Annotated in this window: 23 protein-coding genes, 1 tRNA gene and 2 pseudogenes; 16 read left to right on the top strand and 10 right to left on the bottom strand. The window is 37.4% G+C overall.

What is annotated here, in order from left to right; all coding sequences use genetic code 11:
* The gene (locus tag PHO71_RS20435; protein WP_300206908.1) at window positions 1-1,188 is read left to right on the top strand and encodes a porin; all 1,188 of its coding nucleotides are present in this window, start codon (window positions 1-3) and stop codon (window positions 1,186-1,188) included.
* 78 nt (window positions 1,189-1,266) lie between these two features.
* Here the strand turns inward: PHO71_RS20435 and PHO71_RS20430 are convergent, their stop codons facing one another.
* From PHO71_RS20430 to PHO71_RS20420, 3 genes are all read right to left on the bottom strand, one after another.
* Entirely contained in the window at window positions 1,267-1,488 is a 222-nt protein-coding gene (locus tag PHO71_RS20430; protein WP_002558131.1) for a DUF2795 domain-containing protein, read from the bottom strand.
* A gap of 72 nt (window positions 1,489-1,560) precedes the next feature.
* Entirely contained in the window at window positions 1,561-2,124 is a 564-nt protein-coding gene (locus PHO71_RS20425; protein ID WP_300206904.1) for a cob(I)yrinic acid a,c-diamide adenosyltransferase, read from the bottom strand.
* 47 nt (window positions 2,125-2,171) lie between these two features.
* Window positions 2,172-2,798, bottom strand: coding sequence for a hypothetical protein (locus PHO71_RS20420; protein WP_300206948.1), 627 nt, complete (start codon window positions 2,796-2,798; stop codon window positions 2,172-2,174).
* A 114-nt stretch (window positions 2,799-2,912) separates the two neighbouring features.
* Between PHO71_RS20420 and PHO71_RS20415 the strand changes: the two genes are divergently transcribed.
* Window positions 2,913-3,908 (top strand): FimB/Mfa2 family fimbrial subunit, encoded by a 996-nt coding sequence (locus PHO71_RS20415; protein WP_300206902.1) that lies wholly within the window; start codon window positions 2,913-2,915, stop codon window positions 3,906-3,908.
* Window positions 3,909-4,045: 137 nt separating this feature from the next.
* Here the strand turns inward: PHO71_RS20415 and PHO71_RS20410 are convergent, their stop codons facing one another.
* Entirely contained in the window at window positions 4,046-4,738 is a 693-nt protein-coding gene (locus tag PHO71_RS20410; protein ID WP_300206900.1) for an energy transducer TonB, read from the bottom strand.
* Window positions 4,739-5,200: 462 nt separating this feature from the next.
* Between PHO71_RS20410 and PHO71_RS20405 the strand changes: the two genes are divergently transcribed.
* Complete coding sequence (locus tag PHO71_RS20405) at window positions 5,201-5,389, top strand: toll/interleukin-1 receptor domain-containing protein (protein ID WP_300206897.1); 189 nt, start codon at window positions 5,201-5,203, stop codon at window positions 5,387-5,389.
* Between the two features lie 283 nt (window positions 5,390-5,672).
* On the opposite strand, the gene PHO71_RS20400 is transcribed toward PHO71_RS20405, so the two are convergent.
* Window positions 5,673-6,026: a hypothetical protein gene (locus tag PHO71_RS20400; RefSeq protein WP_300206895.1), complete on the bottom strand. Its 354-nt coding sequence runs from the start codon at window positions 6,024-6,026 to the stop codon at window positions 5,673-5,675.
* A gap of 117 nt (window positions 6,027-6,143) precedes the next feature.
* Window positions 6,144-6,518, bottom strand: coding sequence for a hypothetical protein (locus PHO71_RS20395; protein WP_300206893.1), 375 nt, complete (start codon window positions 6,516-6,518; stop codon window positions 6,144-6,146).
* A gap of 304 nt (window positions 6,519-6,822) precedes the next feature.
* Here PHO71_RS20395 and PHO71_RS20390 point away from each other — a divergent pair.
* From PHO71_RS20390 to PHO71_RS20335, 12 genes and pseudogenes are all read left to right on the top strand, one after another.
* A pseudogene (locus PHO71_RS20390) lies at window positions 6,823-7,410 on the top strand (transposase); the annotation flags it as partial.
* 35 nt (window positions 7,411-7,445) lie between these two features.
* Window positions 7,446-7,765: pseudogene (locus tag PHO71_RS20385) on the top strand (transposase); the annotation flags it as partial.
* A 347-nt stretch (window positions 7,766-8,112) separates the two neighbouring features.
* Window positions 8,113-9,336, top strand: coding sequence for a site-specific integrase (locus PHO71_RS20380; RefSeq protein WP_300206890.1), 1,224 nt, complete (start codon window positions 8,113-8,115; stop codon window positions 9,334-9,336).
* Between the two features lie 5 nt (window positions 9,337-9,341).
* The gene (locus tag PHO71_RS20375) at window positions 9,342-10,706 is read left to right on the top strand and encodes a hypothetical protein (RefSeq protein WP_300206888.1); all 1,365 of its coding nucleotides are present in this window, start codon (window positions 9,342-9,344) and stop codon (window positions 10,704-10,706) included.
* A 163-nt stretch (window positions 10,707-10,869) separates the two neighbouring features.
* On the top strand, window positions 10,870-11,163 hold the full coding sequence (locus PHO71_RS20370) for a helix-turn-helix domain-containing protein (RefSeq protein WP_122201757.1): 294 nt from the start codon (window positions 10,870-10,872) through the stop codon (window positions 11,161-11,163).
* Entirely contained in the window at window positions 11,160-11,693 is a 534-nt protein-coding gene (locus PHO71_RS20365) for a hypothetical protein (protein WP_300206885.1), read from the top strand. The genes PHO71_RS20370 and PHO71_RS20365 overlap by 4 nt, the downstream gene beginning before the upstream one ends.
* Window positions 11,694-11,752: 59 nt before the next feature.
* Window positions 11,753-12,676, top strand: a complete 924-nt coding sequence (locus PHO71_RS20360; protein ID WP_300206883.1) for a hypothetical protein — start codon at window positions 11,753-11,755, stop codon at window positions 12,674-12,676.
* Window positions 12,677-12,751: 75 nt separating this feature from the next.
* Window positions 12,752-13,033 (top strand): hypothetical protein, encoded by a 282-nt coding sequence (locus tag PHO71_RS20355; protein ID WP_300206881.1) that lies wholly within the window; start codon window positions 12,752-12,754, stop codon window positions 13,031-13,033.
* Window positions 13,034-13,049: 16 nt separating this feature from the next.
* On the top strand, window positions 13,050-13,391 hold the full coding sequence (locus PHO71_RS20350; RefSeq protein WP_300206879.1) for a hypothetical protein: 342 nt from the start codon (window positions 13,050-13,052) through the stop codon (window positions 13,389-13,391).
* Window positions 13,372-13,776, top strand: coding sequence for a hypothetical protein (locus PHO71_RS20345; RefSeq protein WP_300206877.1), 405 nt, complete (start codon window positions 13,372-13,374; stop codon window positions 13,774-13,776). The genes PHO71_RS20350 and PHO71_RS20345 overlap by 20 nt, the downstream gene beginning before the upstream one ends.
* A gap of 719 nt (window positions 13,777-14,495) precedes the next feature.
* Window positions 14,496-15,314 (top strand): hypothetical protein, encoded by an 819-nt coding sequence (locus tag PHO71_RS20340; RefSeq protein WP_300206875.1) that lies wholly within the window; start codon window positions 14,496-14,498, stop codon window positions 15,312-15,314.
* On the top strand, window positions 15,301-15,525 hold the full coding sequence (locus PHO71_RS20335) for a hypothetical protein (RefSeq protein ID WP_300206872.1): 225 nt from the start codon (window positions 15,301-15,303) through the stop codon (window positions 15,523-15,525). Before PHO71_RS20340 ends, PHO71_RS20335 begins: the two co-directional genes overlap by 14 nt.
* A gap of 188 nt (window positions 15,526-15,713) precedes the next feature.
* On the opposite strand, the gene PHO71_RS20330 is transcribed toward PHO71_RS20335, so the two are convergent.
* Window positions 15,714-15,797: transfer RNA gene (locus PHO71_RS20330), tRNA-Leu, on the bottom strand.
* 163 nt (window positions 15,798-15,960) lie between these two features.
* On the opposite strand from PHO71_RS20330, the gene PHO71_RS20325 reads away from it, so the two are divergent.
* Window positions 15,961-17,043 carry a mannose-1-phosphate guanylyltransferase gene (locus PHO71_RS20325; protein WP_300206870.1) on the top strand — a complete coding sequence of 361 codons (1,083 nt, stop codon included), beginning with the start codon at window positions 15,961-15,963 and terminating at the stop codon, window positions 17,041-17,043.
* A gap of 147 nt (window positions 17,044-17,190) precedes the next feature.
* Here the strand turns inward: PHO71_RS20325 and PHO71_RS20320 are convergent, their stop codons facing one another.
* The 3 genes from PHO71_RS20320 to rpsO all read right to left on the bottom strand — a co-directional run.
* Complete coding sequence (locus PHO71_RS20320) at window positions 17,191-18,840, bottom strand: AMP-binding protein (RefSeq protein WP_300206868.1); 1,650 nt, start codon at window positions 18,838-18,840, stop codon at window positions 17,191-17,193.
* A 28-nt stretch (window positions 18,841-18,868) separates the two neighbouring features.
* A complete protein-coding gene (locus PHO71_RS20315; RefSeq protein WP_300206866.1) occupies window positions 18,869-19,444 on the bottom strand; it encodes a helix-turn-helix domain-containing protein in 576 nt (191 codons plus the stop codon).
* A 182-nt stretch (window positions 19,445-19,626) separates the two neighbouring features.
* Window positions 19,627-19,861 (bottom strand): 30S ribosomal protein S15 (gene rpsO, locus PHO71_RS20310; RefSeq protein ID WP_300206864.1); only part of this gene is annotated, 235 nt, incomplete at its 5' end.

The raw sequence follows: 19,861 nt of genomic DNA, 5'->3' as shown, positions 1-19,861 counted from the left end.
ATGAAAAAAATCATATTTATGCTACTCATTACGGGTAGCATACAGGGGATATATGCCCAAAATACTGAAAAAAAAGAAAAGTTTTCACCCAATACTCCTCTGTTCGAGGAATTGACAGATGTGAAAAAGAAATCGGACAAGTTCAATCTGTTCCTTAATATGCAAGGTAGTTTCGATGCACATTTCAGAGACGGATTTCAGGAAGGAGACTTCAATATGCACCAACTCCGTATCGAAGCAAAGGGAAATATTAATAATTGGCTTTCTTACCGCTATCGGCAACGGCTGAATCGTTCGAACGATGCTAACGGCATGATTGACAATCTGCCAACTTCTATTGACTGGGCCGGTGTTGGTATCAAGCTAAACAATCAGTTCAGCCTCTTTGCTGGAAAACAATGTACGGCATACGGAGGTTTCGAGTTTGACTTGAACCCTATTGATGTTTATGAATATTGTGACATGATCGAAAATATGAGTAACTTTATGACCGGTTTGAATGTGGCCTATAATATTACTCCGGACCAGCAGTTAAATCTTCAGGTATTAAACAGTCGCAATAATACTTTTGAGAAAACCTATGGTATCACAGAAGATTCGGAAGGCAACCTTCCTGATTTAAAATCCGGAAAAATGCCGTTAGTCTATACATTGAACTGGAATGGTAATTTCAACAATGTATTCAAAACCCGTTGGTCTGCTTCTCTCTTGAATGAAGCTAGCAACAAGAACCTTTATTACTATGCAATGGGTAACGAATTGAATCTTGGAAAATGGAATGCTTTCGTCGATCTTATGTACTCACAGGAAAATATTGACCGCACCGGGATAATCACTGGTATTATCGGCCGTCCAAACGGACACAATACGTTTAATACCGGTTATCTTTCTGTAGTAGCCAAATGCAATTATCGCTTCTTGCCGAAATGGAATGCTTTTGTGAAAGGTATGTATGAGACTGCTTCCGTCACAAAAGCTAGTGATGATATAGAAAAAGGAAATTATCGTACTTCCTGGGGATATCTGGCAGGTATTGAATTTTACCCGATGGAAACCAATCTGCATTTTTTTGTAACGTACGTAGGACGTTCGTATAATTTCACCTCACGTGCTAAGGTTTTGGGACAGGAGAACTACAGTACCAACCGGATTTCCGTTGGTTTCATCTGGCAGATGCCGATATTTTAAGATAACCTGAAAACAAAAATACCCGATAACCTTCTTCCGTCATCGGGTATTTTTATATGTTCAGTGCTAATTTTTAGATTAATACTCTTCTTCGTTAAAGAAGAAATCTTCTTTGCTAGGATAATCCGGCCAAATATCTTCGATACTCTCATAAATTTCGCCCTCATCTTCCATTTCCTGGAGATTCTCAATAACTTCAAGAGGAGCACCCGAACGCATGGCATAATCAATCAATTCGTCTTTAGTTGCCGGCCAGGGAGCATCTTCAAGCTTTGATGCTAATTCCAATGTCCAATACATAATCTTGAGTATTAAAAGTGAATACTAATTGTCTCTTTTTTCTATTTTTCCGCAAAAGTATAATAAAATCTATCATTTACAACTATTATCCCAAAATATTTCATTATTTTGTTCATTAAAATTAATTTTTCGAGATAAAACGAATAAATAGTCTGATAATCTATTCACAAAAGCTAAAAGTTCGGGCGAAATTGTACAAGTTTCGGACAAAGTCAAAATACGACGTTCGGCCCTTCGACAAATAGTACGGCAAACGTGACAAACTGCAGCAGCCCGAGCGCCTCCTGGTATAATAAAAGCGCAAAGTGCTGGCAACTGTTCATCCAATTTATCAATTCCTTGTTCGATCCGTTCCACATCTTCCTTAGTAATAATGCTTGCATACTTCAGTTGTATTTTTTCCTGATCAGTGGCAAGGTGTGATCCTATAGTGAACAACTTGTGCTGGATTCCTAAAATAAAGGTTCGGTCAGCTTCGTCCATCAAATAGGTATACAACCACCCCAAATGGGAATTTAATTCATCAATCGTTCCATAAGCTTCCAAACGAATATGAGTTTTCGAAACCCGAGTACCACCAACAAGGCTGGTAGTTCCTTTATCACCGGTTTTTGTATATACAAGGCTCTTTTTCATAATCTTCCATTTTATTTTTGTTATATTATGGTAACGTATAAAGGTTCTTAGAAGTTGATAATATAATGCTGTTTTATTTTTGTTTTATCAAAAAAGAGCAGACCGACATCATATAAATCAAAAGTAATCCCTACCCGTTCGTCATTTTTCAACTCTTGCCACAACGATTTCATTTTTTTGGAGTAACCTATACCATAAACAATAAATAGACTTTCAGGTGTAGCTCGTTCCACGCAAACTTGAAAAACTCCTCTTAAAAGATCGGGACTCCGATAATCATTCAGATACAGCAAACCAATCGGAACGTCTGCATCCCAAAAAAGTTCAGACAAGTTCGATGCAAAAAGATATTCGGCAGAAGGCTTGCCTGATTGAAGATAAAGAGAGCTTACAGAAAGACATCCCACCTCTACAATAGTGGAGGGTTGTATCTTGTTTACCAATCGGAATAATAGGCGGTTAATCTTTTGTGTTTCTTTGTACCATCCTATTTCACATGACATTTTTTTTTGTTCTGATGCCAAAGAATAGTAAGCATAATAAGGTTGCTTTTCATAAATCACATCTGATATCAAGTTGAAAGCAAAAGGAGAATGCACACCATAACCACAACGATGACGGAAACGGGAAAGCCAGATAAAAGGTCTTTTCAGGCAAAGTAACAGATGATTCATAAGACAATCATTCATTTTTTGTTCGTAATGCAAAGATACGTTTTTTAATCTCATAGAACCAATTCAAATAGAAAATGTTATTAGGAGAAAAACGAAACCTAAACAGCTTTAATTATGAAGAATATTATTTTTATGGCAATATTAACAGCTGCTATCTTCGCTGGCTGTTCAAGTGATAATCCCATGTTACCCGAAGATGATTGCGGTAACGTAGGCAATAGCGGAGGAAATAACAGTGGGCTTATCAGTCCCGATATAAATGCTACGGTCAATTCACCTGACAACTCGCAGAGTCCGATGACAGGTGTTTTGGAAGTATATCCTTGTCAAGCCGGAACTTCCTTCTATTACGGAAATTATATCAATGATGTGCTTACTCCATTTCCAGGCTTTTATTATCTAAAAGACGGAAGTACTTTCGAAGCCCCCAAACGTGCGCTCTCCTTGCCGATAGGAACTTATAACATGATTTATTGGGGAACACCAAAATATGAAGAGCCTATCTACAGCAATTCGACGGTAAGTGACCCTCAGCTCACCGTAGGTGGAGATTTGTCACAACAATACCTTGGACTCCGCCAGAATTTTCCAGATACTACTTACTACCCGGTCTTTGACCTAGTGTATGCTGTGAAGCCTGCCAATATTGGTACAGAAGAGTTAAATGCTGCCATGAAACGGCAAGTTGCAGGTTTGAAAGTTATTGTAAAAAACAAAAATAACGGTATTCTAAGTTCAAGTATAGCTAGCATGAAAGTGCATATAGGAGGCATTGCAGAAAAAATAAACCTATACACAGCCGCAGTTACCAACCAAACCAAGACTGTAGCTTTCCCCCTTGTACTTTCAATAGATGGTACACAAATGAGTAACGCTACGGTCATGCTGTTCCCGTCTTCAATAAGTCCGCTATTTCAACTTATTGTCACTCTAAAAAATGGAACAGTAAAAATATTTAAGCAACCTTTGAGTTCTCCTTTAAAGGCTAATACCCGTCTTACCTTAACATTGACCTTATCTGAAATCTTCTCGGAGGAAGATGCCGGAAATTTTACGATAGACAATTGGCAGGAAGAGAGCGAAACGATCGATATCCCAAGCTTCGATTAAATAAAATGTCTCAACTAATCTCTAAAGTAATAATTACGGAAGATATGTTTAATAATTAAATTTGACTCTGATAACCAATTGAAAAGGGTCAATTCTCTTCACGAGAACTGACCCTTTAGCTCATTTATTCCAAGTAATTACTGCAATTTGAATGTTACAGGTACAGTAAATTTTACTCTTACTTTCTTGCCGTTTTGTTCACCCGGCTTCCACTTGGGCATTGTACTAATCACACGGAGAGCTTCTTTATCCAGATAAGGATCCACACTTCGCACCACTTCAGGGCTTGTTATCGATCCGTTTTTGTCTACGACAAACTGAACAATGACTCTTCCATCTGTGCCCATTTCCTGAGAAATCGTCGGATACTTGATATGAGAAGCAAGATACTTCATTAATTGGTCAGTACCACCGGGAAATTCCGGCATATTCTCTGCTGCCACATAAATCTCATCCTCCACTACTGTCTCCACAATTCCAACTGGTGGCACGAAAACACCTTCTACAGGTTTATTATAGGTCATATCGTCCGCCACAATAGAAACATCTTCGTCCACATCTATATCGTCATCCACTATTGTGAACAGATCCGTTACACTTTTTACTGCGGGAGGGGGCGGTTCCAGTTTCTTTTCATCAGGAAATGTGATTGGAACAAGCTCCGTTACAAAGATGGGATCGTCTGCTGACGATATTAGCGCAACTCTTACATCATGTTGTGTCCATTCGAACGAAACGAACATGAAAGCAAGCGCAACAATCAAACCCATCATCAACCAAGAACCGCGTTGGTTCTCAATTGCAGCCTTTTTTGATTTCTTGGCTTCCATAAAAAAATTGTTTAAGTAATTAATAATAGAAAATATATAGTATAATACTACTTATCTCATTTCTTCTTAAGGCATTACTTAAAGTGCTCTCTAGCTGCAATAAATATAGTAAAACTTTAGATTAGTTGTTCTTTTGTAACAGACTATTTAAGAATAAAAGGAAGCATTTGCTTTTATTTAAACATTAAAGGGGGTTACTAAGGAAATATTAACGATACATTCTTTTTATCATCTCCTTATTTCATTCAGTGGCAGTGTTTCCATGATTTAATTGTATAAAAGATTCCAAGTGATGAAACTCCGATTTAAATTCCCGGTTATTTTGTTTTCACGATATTCACAAGATATTACTATTCGTTAGTGTACTTTAGTAAAAGAAGTGCACCAAATTTACAACAAGCATTTTTCTTTTTATCATCCTAAAGATGTATAGGTTAGCAAATAAATACAAACGCGAGTATTATGAAATACGACATCTTTATAAGCTATCTCCGTGCCTCTTTCGAATCTGTCAATCTCATTACTGAGAAACTGCGCAGCCCAGGCTATTCCGTATTTTTTAATGCAGAGACACTACGATCCGAAAAGTTCAACGAACAGTTATTAAAGGTCATAGAGCATTGCAAAGATCTCATCATCGTTCTTCCGTAGAATACATTGGACCGTTAAAATGACCCAGATGACTGGATACGTAGAGAAGTATGCCAAGCCATACTGCATCAGAAAAACATCATTCCGAAACAGTTTCTAACAGTTGCTATGTACGTTTTAGCAGCACTATTCACGTTCAGGTATTTGGTGTAAAAACCTGTATAAAAAGAAGAAAGTATATCATTTCTTCAACAACATACTTTCATTCTCTTCGTGAAATGATAAATACATTTTCATTTCACACTATTATTACTAAATAAAAAGTTTTATAGAATAAACAAAGTTATTTAGCTCTCTTTTTTCTATTCTCATTTTCCTTTTTACGCATATCCTGATATTTCTTATACTGCTCTTCTGTTAATATATTTTTCATCTTAGTTTCTAATTCATTTCTCTTCTTCTGCATCTCTTCGCGTGATGGCCTCTCAGCTTGTTCACCCTGTTTCTGTTTGGTAGGTCGCATTTCTTGCAAAGCTGCTTTAAAATCTTTAGCCTGTTTTTCATTCAGCCCCAGATCTGTGATCATTTTCTCTATGCGCTTTTCTCTATCAACTTTTCCTTGCTGACGATTCTGTGCAATACAAACTGTTGTGCCAATTAATAAGGCAACAACCAAACTTAAAATTTGCTTTTTCATATTCTAAATATCATGTTAAATGAATAATGTATATATGACCTTATTAATAGCCAAAAGTTAATTGCATACTATAGAAAAAAGTGTCATTTTTGCATTATTTATCTATTCAGAAATATTTTAAAACTGTTTTGTGATATTCTCATTATTTTTCTCAATACACAATCTTTCATATTTGCCTGTACTATCAGACAATAACAAATCAGCTCTATAATCAAATACTTTCTGTTCTTTCGCACAAATATTATAGTACTTTTTTAAGTCAAATACCTCATAAGCTTGCATTACACTCTGTGTTGCACAAAAAATACAAGAAGATTGTTGCTTACATCTTATATCATGCAAATACTTTATTTTAAAAGTAGAAAATTCATCAATCTTCTTCCTTAACAACAACTTACCTAACCTATGCAGATATGTTTCACTACAACAAGAATCATCTCCACTTTTATGTGCAAAATGATATGTATTCTTATCTTCAAGTTTGGCAATCATCTCCGCCCCACATGAAATACAATGAAGCCAATGATTACATCTATATTCGGAAAGTACGTTAGGAATGTCTATAATACCGACATTCTCATCATAAGCATAGTGATATTTAAGTTTACTTATATCTCAACCTCTTTGTTATTAAAACATAAAGCTGAAACCTTTCTTCTGTGAAGCCTTGAACCGGATCAATCCGAAAACCGTGTGGGTGGTTTATGTAGATAAGTAAAAGTGTGCTATCTTTGCGGTTAGATTTTAAGATCTCTCACCGACCATGATGAGGATTGTCTAATCAGTTTTTCCCAATGCCACTATGACAAATGACCGGTTTCATGTACAGAAGTTTTTCTATGAGGCAATCGATGAACTCCGGATATCTTATCGCTGGATGGCACGAGACCTTGAGAACGATGAAATCCAGCGGTGCAGAGAGCAAAATATAGAGTATGTTCCGTTTCGTCATACTAATGGTGATACCCGTAAGCAGCTGCTGGCAAGAGCCAAACATATACTTGTCAAGCATTTTACTAAATGGACAGAATCACAAAGAATACGTGCCGAAATCATATTCGAATACTATCCGGAATTGAAATCCCTCTACGATCTAGCTATGGAGTTGACAACGATCTATAAAAAGTACTACGACAAGGATGTAGCACGTGGGAAGCTGGCCTTGTGGTACAATAAAATCGAAAAACTGGGATACGGATGTTTCAGAACCGTAACCAATACCATGCAGAATTATTATGAAACAATACTAAACTACTTTATTAACAGGAAAACAAATGCATTTGCAGAATCATTCAATGCAAAAATTAAAGCTTTTAGAACACAATTCAGAGGAGTAAGGGATATTCCATTCTTTATTTTTAGATTGTGCAAAATAGTCGCTTAGATTTAACATTCCCACACGGTTTTCGAACTGACCCAGAATATCCCGATATAAAGAAAGGATATTATCTGGCTATGCGGTTAGGCTTAATCTATCATCAGTGTAAGTTTAAGGATATTGCTTTGACAAGACTTGCAAGATGGTATGATGAAGTAGATAAATCGGGATTCCTTACCTTTGGAAGGGTGGCACACTCTATACAAACACATTATCTGAATATATCAACTTCTTTGAAAGAAGGGCAACAAATGCAGCGGCAGAATCTTTTAATGCAAAGATCAAAGCTTTCAGAGCACAGTTTAGGGGAGTCAGAGATAAAGCGTTCTTTTTATACAGACTTACTAAATTATATGCATAAAATGAAAATCCCTCAGAGTTTTACGTTGATCCTATTTTCTTACAATGATTTTGTAGATGTGGGGAAAGTGGGGGGATTTAAACAAAAGAAAAAAGCTAAGTGATTGATTATTCAACACTTAGCTTTTTATTTGTACCCAGACCCAATACTGTACCCAGATGTTAAAAGCAAAAATAAGAAACTAAGTGAATGAATATCAACGGGTAGCCCAAGTAGGTACATTCTCTTATTTTCATAAAAAAGACTATGTTCTACTACTTTTGGCTACCCTTTGGCTACCCAGAACAAAATAAATAGTTATATTTGCAATCATAGGAAACCAAAGGAATAAACAAACAGTTTAAGATATGGCTGCAAAGAAAGAAATAAGGTCTGATAATACTTACATGATAAGTACAGATGATACCGACAACCCTAAGTTAGGTGCTAAAATTCTATCTGATGGTAGAGAAAGCCTCTTTCTTGATTACTACTTTGGCTACAAGATGGTTTATAATGAGGCTAAAGATAAAGAAGTAGCTAAGAAAGACAGGAAAAGAGAAACTTTGAAGCTATATCTTTGGCAAGCACCAAGAACACCGCTTGAAAGACAGCAAAATAAAGAAATGCTTGAACTTGCTAAGAAAATCAGATTTGAAAGAGGACAAGAGCTCCTTGAAAGTATAGAGGGGTATAGATTGAAGAAAGACCGATCTATTAACTTTCTGGATTATTTTCAATCTTACATTGATAGCTACACAAAAACAGATATTAGGATGATGCAGATTGCACTCCAAAGGTTTAAAGACTTTCTTTCAGAAACACCAGAATATACCAAGTTTGTAATATCCATCAAGCCAGAACAGCTAAACAAGGATATGATGATAGCTTTCACAGAGTATCTACAAGGTAGGAGCATTGGCGAGGGTGCAAAGAGTATCTACCAGCGTTTCAAGAAAGTTATAAACTATGCCATTGAACACGATGCAATGATAAAGAACCCGTGTATAGGTGTTTCTATTAGAGTGGACGATCAGATACTAAGAAAAGATGTGCTTTCAATGGAAGAAGCGCAAACGCTAATAAATACTCACTATGATAATGAGAACCCAAATGTAAGACGGGCTTTTATCCTTTCCCTTTACTGTGGGTTAAGGTTCTGTGATGTAAAGGAACTTACTTACAAGAATGTGGACTACTCCAATAAGTTACTAAAGTTTGAGCAAAACAAGACAAAAGGGCATTCAGCAGCAAGCGGTGTAGTTATTCCTCTGAATGATGGTTTGCTTTCACTGATAGGAGAGCCACCAGCAGACGGTGACAAGAGTACCCTTATATTTCCTTTGCCGACTTATGAAAGCTGCTTAAAGTCTTTGAAACGTTGGGTTAAACGAGCAGGAATAAATAAGCATATTAGTTGGCATTGTGCCCGGCACTCCTTTGCTGTGAATATCCTAAATAATGGTGCTAACATAAAAACGGTTGCCAGTCTATTAGGGCATAGCGGATTAAAGCACACAGAGAAATACACCCGTGCAGTAGATAGACTGAAAGAAGATGCTATAAACAGTTTACCAGAACTTAAACTATAATTTTCATGAGTAAACAGGAAGATATACTCAAAGAACTTAAAGCCAAGTTTGATGCTTTATGTGATGAACAGGAGCAACTACCAAGAGATGGGTTTGCTAAAGTATTTGAAGTATTAGATAGTCTGGAGGAAGATTTTACACTTCAACACCCCTATACTGAAAATGAGGACAATATAAATAAAGCCCTTGAATTAACAGGGCATAGTACTGATGAGGCTTTTTGCAAGGCTTTCAAAAGAAATAATCAAATAATAATAGAGGGCAAAAAAATACAGAGATTAGGGATTAAAATTTCACTACAACAAGGTAAATTTATCAAGCCTCAACAAGAGCCAACCCCAGATGAATGGATATTTCTAACCCCATCTATTATTATCTCCAAAGAATTAATACCCGTATTAGATCAAGTATGGGAGAAAGAGCTTTGCAAAGATGATGGTATATTTTCCAGTCATAGCGATATTCCAAAAGAGGATGAAAATGATGATGATTTCTTAATGATAGATGCTTATGGGGTGCAATGCAATGGACTACAGGTTTATTACAGGGACTTACAAAAGTATGGTGTTATTAGTGGGGTGCTCAATAAACCTATTTTCAAAAAAGCACTATTAGTAAGTTTAAAAGAGATTTGCACATTCATAAAAGAGAATACAGATAAGCCAAACAAGGTAAGAAACCATATCAGAAAAAAGATTAAATGGTTTGACACCATACCTGTGCATGGACTGATTTTTCAGATACTGATATTACAGGGGCTGATTTCATGGTTTGAAAATGTATCACTTGAAAAAGGTGAAAAAGGCTATAAAGATGCTGAAATGTTAGGTCAATGGATAATGAATATATTACTAAAAAAGGAAGTGTCATTTTGTTATTTCCTTTGGGGTGATGGTGATAAAATATGGCTTAAACCTCTATGTAATTACTTGCTTTCAACACAAGCGGGGCAAGCAATACAGGAACAAATAAGATACAGAGCAAACAACGAGGAAACAACGGGGAAGCCCCAACCAAAGCAAACACTTGATACCTCATTATCAGAGAATGAAACTTTTCTCCCAGTGACACTAAGAACGGAAAGAGCACTAAAGTATTTCCCTAAAGCAATTGAGGAAAGTATTATAACCAATACTGATATAGGCTACTCGATGGGAACTGCTATAAAAACCAAAGCTGCATTAGCCTACTTCCTTGAATTAGTGTTTTGCCGTGATAATACAGGAAAAGATAACGGCAATGATTTTCCAGAAACCGACTTAAACACTCTTTTTGGAGAAAGCCGATTAGGAAAAGCAAGGGGGCAATATGCAAGCAATAAAAGCGGAAAACCAAAAGGATATGAAATAATAGATAAGATATTTGAGTGAGTAAGTAGCCCTAATAATGAAAAGTAGTGCTTTGTAGTGACACCAATAGTGACACTATGAGGCACTATTTTTTGTTTCCTTTTACCTCTAATTTTGCCCTTGCTATCAGAGAGATAGTAAGACCGTGCACAGTCTTTTTATTGAAACCTCAAAATGAAAAGACATGAATAAAGAGGAACAAAAACAGGTAGCCGACCTTGTAACGGCAAACACTATTTTTTGTACAAAAGAGGTACTAACAAGCAATGAAGCAGCCCAATACATGGGTATTTCAAAGAGTTACCTCTATAAACTCACAATGATGGGTAAAGTTCCACATTTTAAACCTATGGGCAAAATGTGTTATTTCAACCGTATGGAGTTAGAGCAATGGTTACAAAGCAACCGGGTATCTACCAGTAACGAGATAAGCCAGAAAGCACAGGCATACTGTATGCAGAAAGGAGGTGCTTTATGATTACTCCTAATATCCGCTACTATGCCAGAATGGAAGATTGTACAGGTAACGGCAAAACCCCTAAGTATGTGATTACAGCACAAGCAAGCTATTTCCCACCGATGGAAAACATAGTAGGCAGAGATGGTAAAGTGTCGATGTACCTACAAGTAAGCAAAGACAGTGGCAGCAAGAAAGATAATGCACCTGCTATGAAATTACAAGCAAAAGATAGTCTAAACTTTACAGGGCTGAAAGATTACTTTGTAGATGGGAAATTGAGTGGTTTTGCTTATGGTTATCCTTTAGCTGCTAAAGCATACAGTAGCAAACAAAAGTCTAACCCGTTCTATGAGTACAAAGATGATGGCTACCTTTTCATAATCCACCAAGACAAGAACGCCAATACAGCCCCAGAACAGATAAGACCTACTATTATAGAGCTGATTGTATTGGAGGGTGCAAAAGTCTTAATTTCTTCCTATTGCAAACAACTTATGATGGGAGGTTTTGATGAGGCTATTAAATCTTTGAGAGATCAAGCAAAATAGGAAACCTCTTATAATAATATGTAGTTTGTACCCAAATTTTGGTAACAATGTATGATAAGGTGAAATTATGGACGGCAAGAACCAGAGCAACCCCAGATGTAAGCAAGTTTCTGGATAGAGCAAAAGACCAGGTAGACCATGAAACAGGTGAAGTTTGCACCTTTGGCAGTCTGGAGGGTTTGAAAGTGTCTATCTACACAGGTGGCATATCAATAGTAGGCAGTTTGGCTAAATACCTCTACCCTAATAATATCTACCCGTTGGATAGGCACAACACAGCCCAAGCGATAGAAAAACTATCAGATAGCCTACATATTGGTTTGGATGATGCCAAAGTTACAGGTTTGGAATTTGGGACACAGTTTGTAATGGCACATCCGGTAGAAAGTTATCTTTCAAAGTTGGGCGATATGCCTAAGCTAATGAGGTATCACTTTGATGTAGGCACACTGTATTATAAACCCAAAGGTAAACAGCAACCCAAGATACTTGCTTTCTATGATAAAAAGGCAGATGCAGCCGTTAAAGACATGGTTTTGCCCGATGGTTTTACAGATGCCAACTTACTGAAATATGAGATGAGAATTAACGGGCGGTTGCCTCAACAGTTAGGAGTACCAGAAGTTACAGCAGCCACACTATCAGAAAATCCCTTTTACAGGCTGATGGTGAAGCGATACCAAGAAAGCTATTTTGCAATATCAAAGAATAACCAAATAAAAACCGATGTTATGGATGAGATTAAGACCGTTTCAGATGCTTTTGATGTGTTTGTAGCCAGATTGATAACCCAAAGCGACCAAACACAAATAGCGTGCTTTCTGGAAGAACTGAAAGAAGCTAAAGTATTTGACGATAGAAAATGCTACTCCAGATTAAAGAAGAAAATACAGGAGGTGGCAACCAAAGCAGGTGTAACCGTTTCCGATGAACTGATAAAAGAGTTAGACGATGAAATAAAGAACATAGGGGCTTATGTATAGCGATGTTCTTATAATAAGGTGTAGTTTGTTACCAAAATCTGGTAACATTTGCCTAAAACAGAAAAGGAGGTGAAAATGAAAATCATTGAAGAATCAGATCAATATTATATCTTTCAATGGGAGTATGACAATATGCCTATTACATTCAAACGTTGGAAGCAAACCGACATAAAAGAGATAAGGGTAAATGAATACTTTGCTAAAGCCAACGGTTATACGTCTGTTAAAGACATGGTAAATCAGACGGTAGGGCAGGCAAAGATGAATGAACTCTTTGGCGGTGTTCCAGATTGGATAAGAGCAAGCCCAAACGGTGATTTCACCTTTGTAGGAGTAAATAGGGCAATGTTAAACTAAAGTAGTGTGTTTTAGTATGGCAAGGCAAAAAGGAGATGGAAAAGGAAGAATAGGCGGTAGATCAGTAGGTACACCCAATAAGGCAACCACCGATCTAAAAACATGGGTTGCCTCTATTCTGGAAGATGGTAGGGAAAAGTTTATAGAAAGTCTGGAGAAGTTAGAACCGTCTGAATACATAAGGACGTTCACGGGCTTACCCAAGCAAGCCCCTACTACTCCAGATGATGTTTTGAGAAAAGAAAAAGAAATGATGCAGGAGCTTTTGTTAAGTCTGCCAGAGGAAGCGATAGACCGGGTAGCAAAACGCCTGCAGGAACTACAAAAGAAAGAAGAAGATGAAAGTAAAAGTAGATAGTAAAGACGTGTTAGAGATAGCTAAAGCCCTCAAATGTGGATGGCTTGATATGGGAAAGATAGAAAGTTTCAAAAGCCTGTTAGATTGCTACAACCCACACAAAGAGATTAAACGGGATGAACTTAACTACTATCTGGATTGCTTGTACAAAGGTTGGGGCTATAAGCCAACCGATGAGGGTTCAATTAAAGAAATGATGCTGCAAGGGCTTGACGGTGAACTATTGGAGAAATGGAGAAAGCACATAGAAAGCAACAGTGTGTACAAAAGAATGGTGAAAGAAGCCTTTTTAGGTATGGTAGCTATCAAGGCTTTAGGGGGTACGTTTGCCGATATTGAACCAGATTTCAGTTTTACAGGTGAAGAACCGCCAGATTTTAAGTAAGTTCACCCAATGGTTACCCAAAGGGCGAGATTAGGGCGAGGGAGTAACTGTTAATAAACCCTCAATAATGGCAAGGTTAGGGCAAGGGTAAAATATAAATCTGTTAAATCACGGTAAGAAAACGGTAAGGGCAAGAAGTTAGCCAATATAGCTATCAGCACCAGAAACTGACACCCTTACAACATTCATAGGCTGGATAGTACAAATATACTATTCAGCTTTTATTTTGCCTTAAAACGTCTTATTTCAGAGGTGGGAAAACAAAAGAAAGAAAAGTGATTATCAGCTAAGTAAAGAGCCTCAACCAGAAACACACAGCAAACACAGCGTTACCCATTTACAACTATTGGGGCACAGCAAAGGGCACAATTAAGGGCATAGATACAAATAAGAGAATCAAGACTTTACAGCCATTGAGAGCACAACACGGGACACACCAAACGGCATACCTCAAAGAGGAAATTCACCCACTCCAGTAGATTTGCACCTGTTTTATGTGGTGATTTCCAGAAAATAAGTACCTTTGTAATGCCAAAGAATAAAATCATAAACAATGTTGTGAGCACTTTTTGTGTTTACAAGCTATCTATGTATCTTTAGATTAAGATATGGGGTTGCTGTTATCCTACTGGATTGCTCAAACGTTGTTTGTGTGATTTGTTCTTTGGCGAGAAAAGGATGCAGCAACCCTTTTTGTATTACTACAAATTCATTCAGTTATGCCAAAGAACAATGAATTTGCAAACAAGGTGAAGAACAGTAGCCATGTAAGCACGTCAGCCCACGACACGGGTAAAGAAAGCCCTTTTGAGAATGCCAAACTAACAGGTTATCTATCTGCAACAGTACCACTAAACCCCAGATATGAATATTGCTGGATTGGGGCGGTTGGTGATTGTTTGGATAGTCCAGATAACCCAAGACCAATAAAAGACGGTGATAAGTTGTTAGTCCATGAGATACCACTTACAGAGATTGAAATACTGATGGCTACAAGAAAAACGGTATGCCTTGTATTGAAAACGGGTGAGTGTTATGTAAAACAACTGCTATTTGCCGATTTCATTTCCCGATCCCTCACATTAAGGATGTATAACCCACTAAAGAAACTCTATTTGAGTTTGGATAAGATTAGAGCCATATTTGTAGTAGATGATGTAGTAGATAACGAGTATATGACACAACACCAGAAGCCAATAGCCGGTAAGTGTGGATTTCAAGATAATGATTTGGTAGAAATGCCCGGCACACAAGAAAGCACTACATATCTAAACGCTGATAGTATTGAGGCACTAAAACATATCTTTCCCGATGAGGCTACATACATTGAACACGTCAAAACGCTTTGGGTACTAAGAGATTTGGCAGAAAAAGCCTGTGAGTTACCCAATAGAAAAGGATTGGAATATGATATAAACAGCCCCTACTTTAGGATAGTGAGGCTAACAAATGATTTAATAGGAGCTATACTACAAGACGGACACCATTTCACTTTTGACGGTGAGCAAATAAGGCACTTTAATTATGGAAAGCATTAAAACAACAATAAGGCAAACAGCAACAGTGTACAGCCTTGATATAGAATGTACAGCCGATACAATGAATAAGAGTATCATTCAAAGGGTATTTGGCAGCTATACAGAGAGCAACGGTATCATTTACTCCAGTATAGTTTCCCCAAGTATTATGAAATTGATAAGTGTGCAAATGAGCCTGTTTGCTGAGATGGCAGAAAACGGCTCATGTTAATCAATAGAGAGGCAGTCCAAGCGGTTTGCCTCTTTTCTTTTGTTGGTTGCTGGTAACTATATCTGGAAGCCTCAACAAACAGCATGATTTAAGCCCTAAAAGTATGGGTTGTGTCGCTTTTGGCTACCCTTTGGCTACCCGACAAAAGAAAAGTAACTGAAAATCAGATGATTAACAGCTACTTTTTGTACCCAGACCCGGGGTCGAACCGGGATGGAAGTGAATCCACTGGTGTTTGAGACCAGCGCGTCTACCGATTCCGCCATCTGGGCGCATACTTGATTTCTCAATTGCGGTGCAAAGATACGACATTATTTTAAATCCACAATAGTTTTACTAAAAAAAGGAGCAAAAATTTATAAAACATGTCTGAAATACTTCTGTATTCAGAGAATAAAGTGTACATTAGCAGAAACTTTTAAAAGAGTCACAATCATGACAAGTAAAGATAATTATTGTGTTATTATGGGAGGTGGCATCGGTAGCCGCTTCTGGCCTTTTAGCCGTAAAACATTGCCTAAACAATTTCTTGATTTCTTCGGAACAGGTCGTTCACTACTTCAACAAACTTTCGACCGTTTCAATAAAGTAATTCCAACTGAAAACATTTTGATCGTCACCAATACTATATATGCTGACTTGGTGAAGGAACAATTACCGGAATTGAATGAAAGACAAATCCTCTTGGAACCAGCCAGACGAAATACAGCCCCATGTATTGCATGGGCTTCTTATCATATTCGTGCTTTAAATCCTAACGCTAATATCGTAGTAGCTCCTTCAGATCATCTGATACTGAAAGAAGAAGAATTCCTCTCTGCAATCGAAAAAGGATTAGACTTTGTATCACGTTCTGAAAAGCTCCTGACATTAGGAATCAAACCTAACCGCCCGGAAACAGGATACGGATATATACAAATTGACGAACCTGCTGGTAACAACTTCTACAAAGTAAAAACCTTCACGGAGAAGCCTGAATTAGAACTCGCCAAAGTATTTGTAGAAAGCGGAGAATTTTATTGGAACTCGGGGCTATTTATGTGGAATGTGAATTCAATCATCAAAGCCGAAGAATTGCTTTTGCCGGAATTGGCATCGAAACTTGCTCCCGGAAAATATATTTATGGAACCGACAAGGAAACTGCATTTATTGAAGAAAATTTTCCTGCATGTCCTAATGTATCCATTGACTTCGGTATCATGGAGAAAGCTGATAACGTATATGTATCTTTAGGAGATTTCGGTTGGTCTGATCTAGGAACATGGGGGTCGCTTTACGATTTATCAGAAAAAGACAGGGAAGGAAATGTTGCTTTAAGATGTAATTCCTTAATTTATAACAGCAAAGACAATATGGTCGTTCTCCCTAATAATAAACTAGTCGTTATCGACGGTTTAGAGGGTTTTCTTGTTGCAGAATCAAATAATGTATTACTGATCTGTCCTAAAGATGAAGAACAGGCCATTCGTAAATATGTAAATGACGCACAGATGCAACTGGGTGATGATTATATCTAATAAATGAAAAATGGATAATGAAGAACGCAAGTATAGTAACAATACTGAGTTTTTTCATCATCCATTTCTTATTATCCAATTATTTAGGAATCTCAGCAAAGAAAATCCCTAAACCTATTTTCTTCTGCATTTACTAAATATCACCAATTAAATGATTTCTATTTCTTGTTCTTTACATAACTGCAACCCAAGATCTTTTAATCTGAACTTCTGAATTTTCCCACTACCAGTCATTGGGAATTCATCTATAAAGAATATATATTTAGGTATCTTATAACGGGATATCTTATTTCTACAAAAATCGCGTACATCCGATTCGTTTATTTGAGCTCCTTTATGTAAAATGATAAATGCACCGACCGCTTCACCATATTTTTTAGAAGGAATACCTGCAACCTGAACATCTTTTACTCCTTCAAGCTTATAAAGAAATTCTTCAATTTCACGAGGATAGATATTCTCACCACCACGAATAATCATATCTTTGATACGTCCAGTAATACGATAATTACCATTCTCGTCTTTGATTCCCAAATCCCCCGAATGCAGGAAGTTGTTCTTATCAATCACTTCTGCCGTAGCTTCCGGATTTTTATAGTAACCTTTCATGGTATTATATCCACGGTTACACATTTCACCTTGTATACCTACCGGACATTCCTCACCTGTTACAGGGTCAATCACTTTGACTTCGGTAAACTCAAAATCACGGCCTACAGTATTGCAACGTACATCAAACGGATCATCAATACGCGTAGCCGTCATACCCGGCGCTGCTTCTGTCAGACCATATACGCTCGTGACTTTCATATACATTTTTTCCTCCACCTGCTTCATTAGTTCAACAGGACACAATGAACCAGCCATAATGCCCGTACGCAAACAAGACATATCAAACAAATCAAACATGGGGTGGTTTAATTCAGCAATAAACATAGTGGGCACACCATAAAGAGCTGTACAACGCTCTTTGTGAATAGAAGCCAATACCACCAACGGATCGAAACGTTCTACCATTACCTGTGTACAACCATGAGTCAAACAGTTCATAGTAGCCAATACCACCCCAAAACAATGGAATAATGGTACGCAACAACAAAGTTTATCATCAGCAGTAAACATCATGTGCTCTCCTGTGAGGTAACCATTGTTACAGATATTGTAATGGCTAAGCATCACACCTTTCGGAAAGCCGGTTGTTCCAGATGTATACTGCATATTCACCACATCGTGACAATCAACCTTGCTTTTCAGTTCATTCAACCGGTCATTTGCTATATTATCTCCCAATAATAAAATCTCCGAGGTATTATACATCCCTCGATGTTTTTCCTGACCGACATAAATCACATTTTTCATATAAGGGAAACGCTCACTCTTCAGATGACCACGTTCGCAAGTTTTCAGTTCAGGAAGCATTGCATAGGTCATTTGCACAAAGTCACTATCTTTCTCACCATTAACTATGCAAAGAGTATGCATATCAGAGTTCTTACAAAGATATTCAAGTTCAGCCTGCTTATAGTTCGTATTAACAGTCACATACACTGCACCAATTTTGGCACAAGCATATAATAATGTAAGCCAATCAGGAACATTAGCCGCCCAAATCCCCACATGAGTGCCTCGTTCCACGCCAATAGCGATAAGACCTTTTGCCATATCATCTACACGGCGATTCAACTGGTTCCATGTAAAACGGAGATTACGATCGGAATATACGATATATTCTTTATCAGGAGTTTCTTCAGCCCAGTGTTCTAGCCACTGTCCCAAAGTACGTTCAAATAATTGCATGGGATTAATTTTAAGATTTAATACTTAATTAAACCGGTGTATAAACAACAGCCAATATTTTTGCCGCCTGACCTTCGTATGCATGAACATGATGAGGTACGATTGAGTCATAATAGATGCTATCACCTTCTTCCAACAGATAAGTATGCTTGCCGTAACTTATCTCCATCACTCCTTCCATAACCATAATAAATTCTTCACCCTCATGCGACGAAAGTACGAAATCACTATCTTTCGTAGGCATTACATCAATAATAAACGGTTCCATATGGCGATCTGCCTTCGACTTGGACAAAGAGTGATATTCCATATGCTTGCGAGAATGAATCGCATTATTCGAAAAACTGATTGCATCTTTCGATTCTTTCTTACGGCATACCACCGGTCCAACTTCATCCTGATCATCCAGGAAGGTTCCCAAACGAACTCCCAATACACGTGCAATTTTTATAAGCGGTGCAAGAGAGGGTATATCGATATTTTTTTCTATTCGTTCTATTTGTTCCACAGCTAAACCAGAGCGTTGAGAAAGCTCCTCAATAGAAATGTTTTTGTCTTCTCGGAGAGCTTTAATTTTTTCTCCTACAATTTTGCTTGTATCCATATTGAAAGTATTTTTGTCTGCAAAAGTTATAAATTATAATTATTATGTTGCAAAAATAGTAAAATCTTTATTCCAGCACAATTATAAGCGTTAAAATATATCGGCTATCCAATACTATGAACACAAAAAAACCGTTTCTCTTTGTCGAGAAACGGTTTCTTGAACTTTTCGCTGCAAGTAGATTACTTACGCAAACCGAGTTCTTTAACGATAGCACGATATCTTTCGATATCTTTAGCTTTCAGGTAGTCGAGTAAACGACGACGCTTACCTACTAACATTGTTAAAGATCTCTCTGTACTATAATCTTTTCTGTTGAGCTTCATGTGCTCAGTCAGATGAGAAATACGGTGGGAAAACAAAGCTATCTGCGCCTCAGCTGAGCCAGTATCAGTGTTAGACTTTCCGTACTTTCCG

This window comes from Bacteroides sp., from assembly GCF_028690125.1.
GTDB lineage: Bacteria > Bacteroidota > Bacteroidia > Bacteroidales > Bacteroidaceae > Bacteroides.
This window is presented reverse-complemented; position numbering and strand designations above follow the sequence as displayed.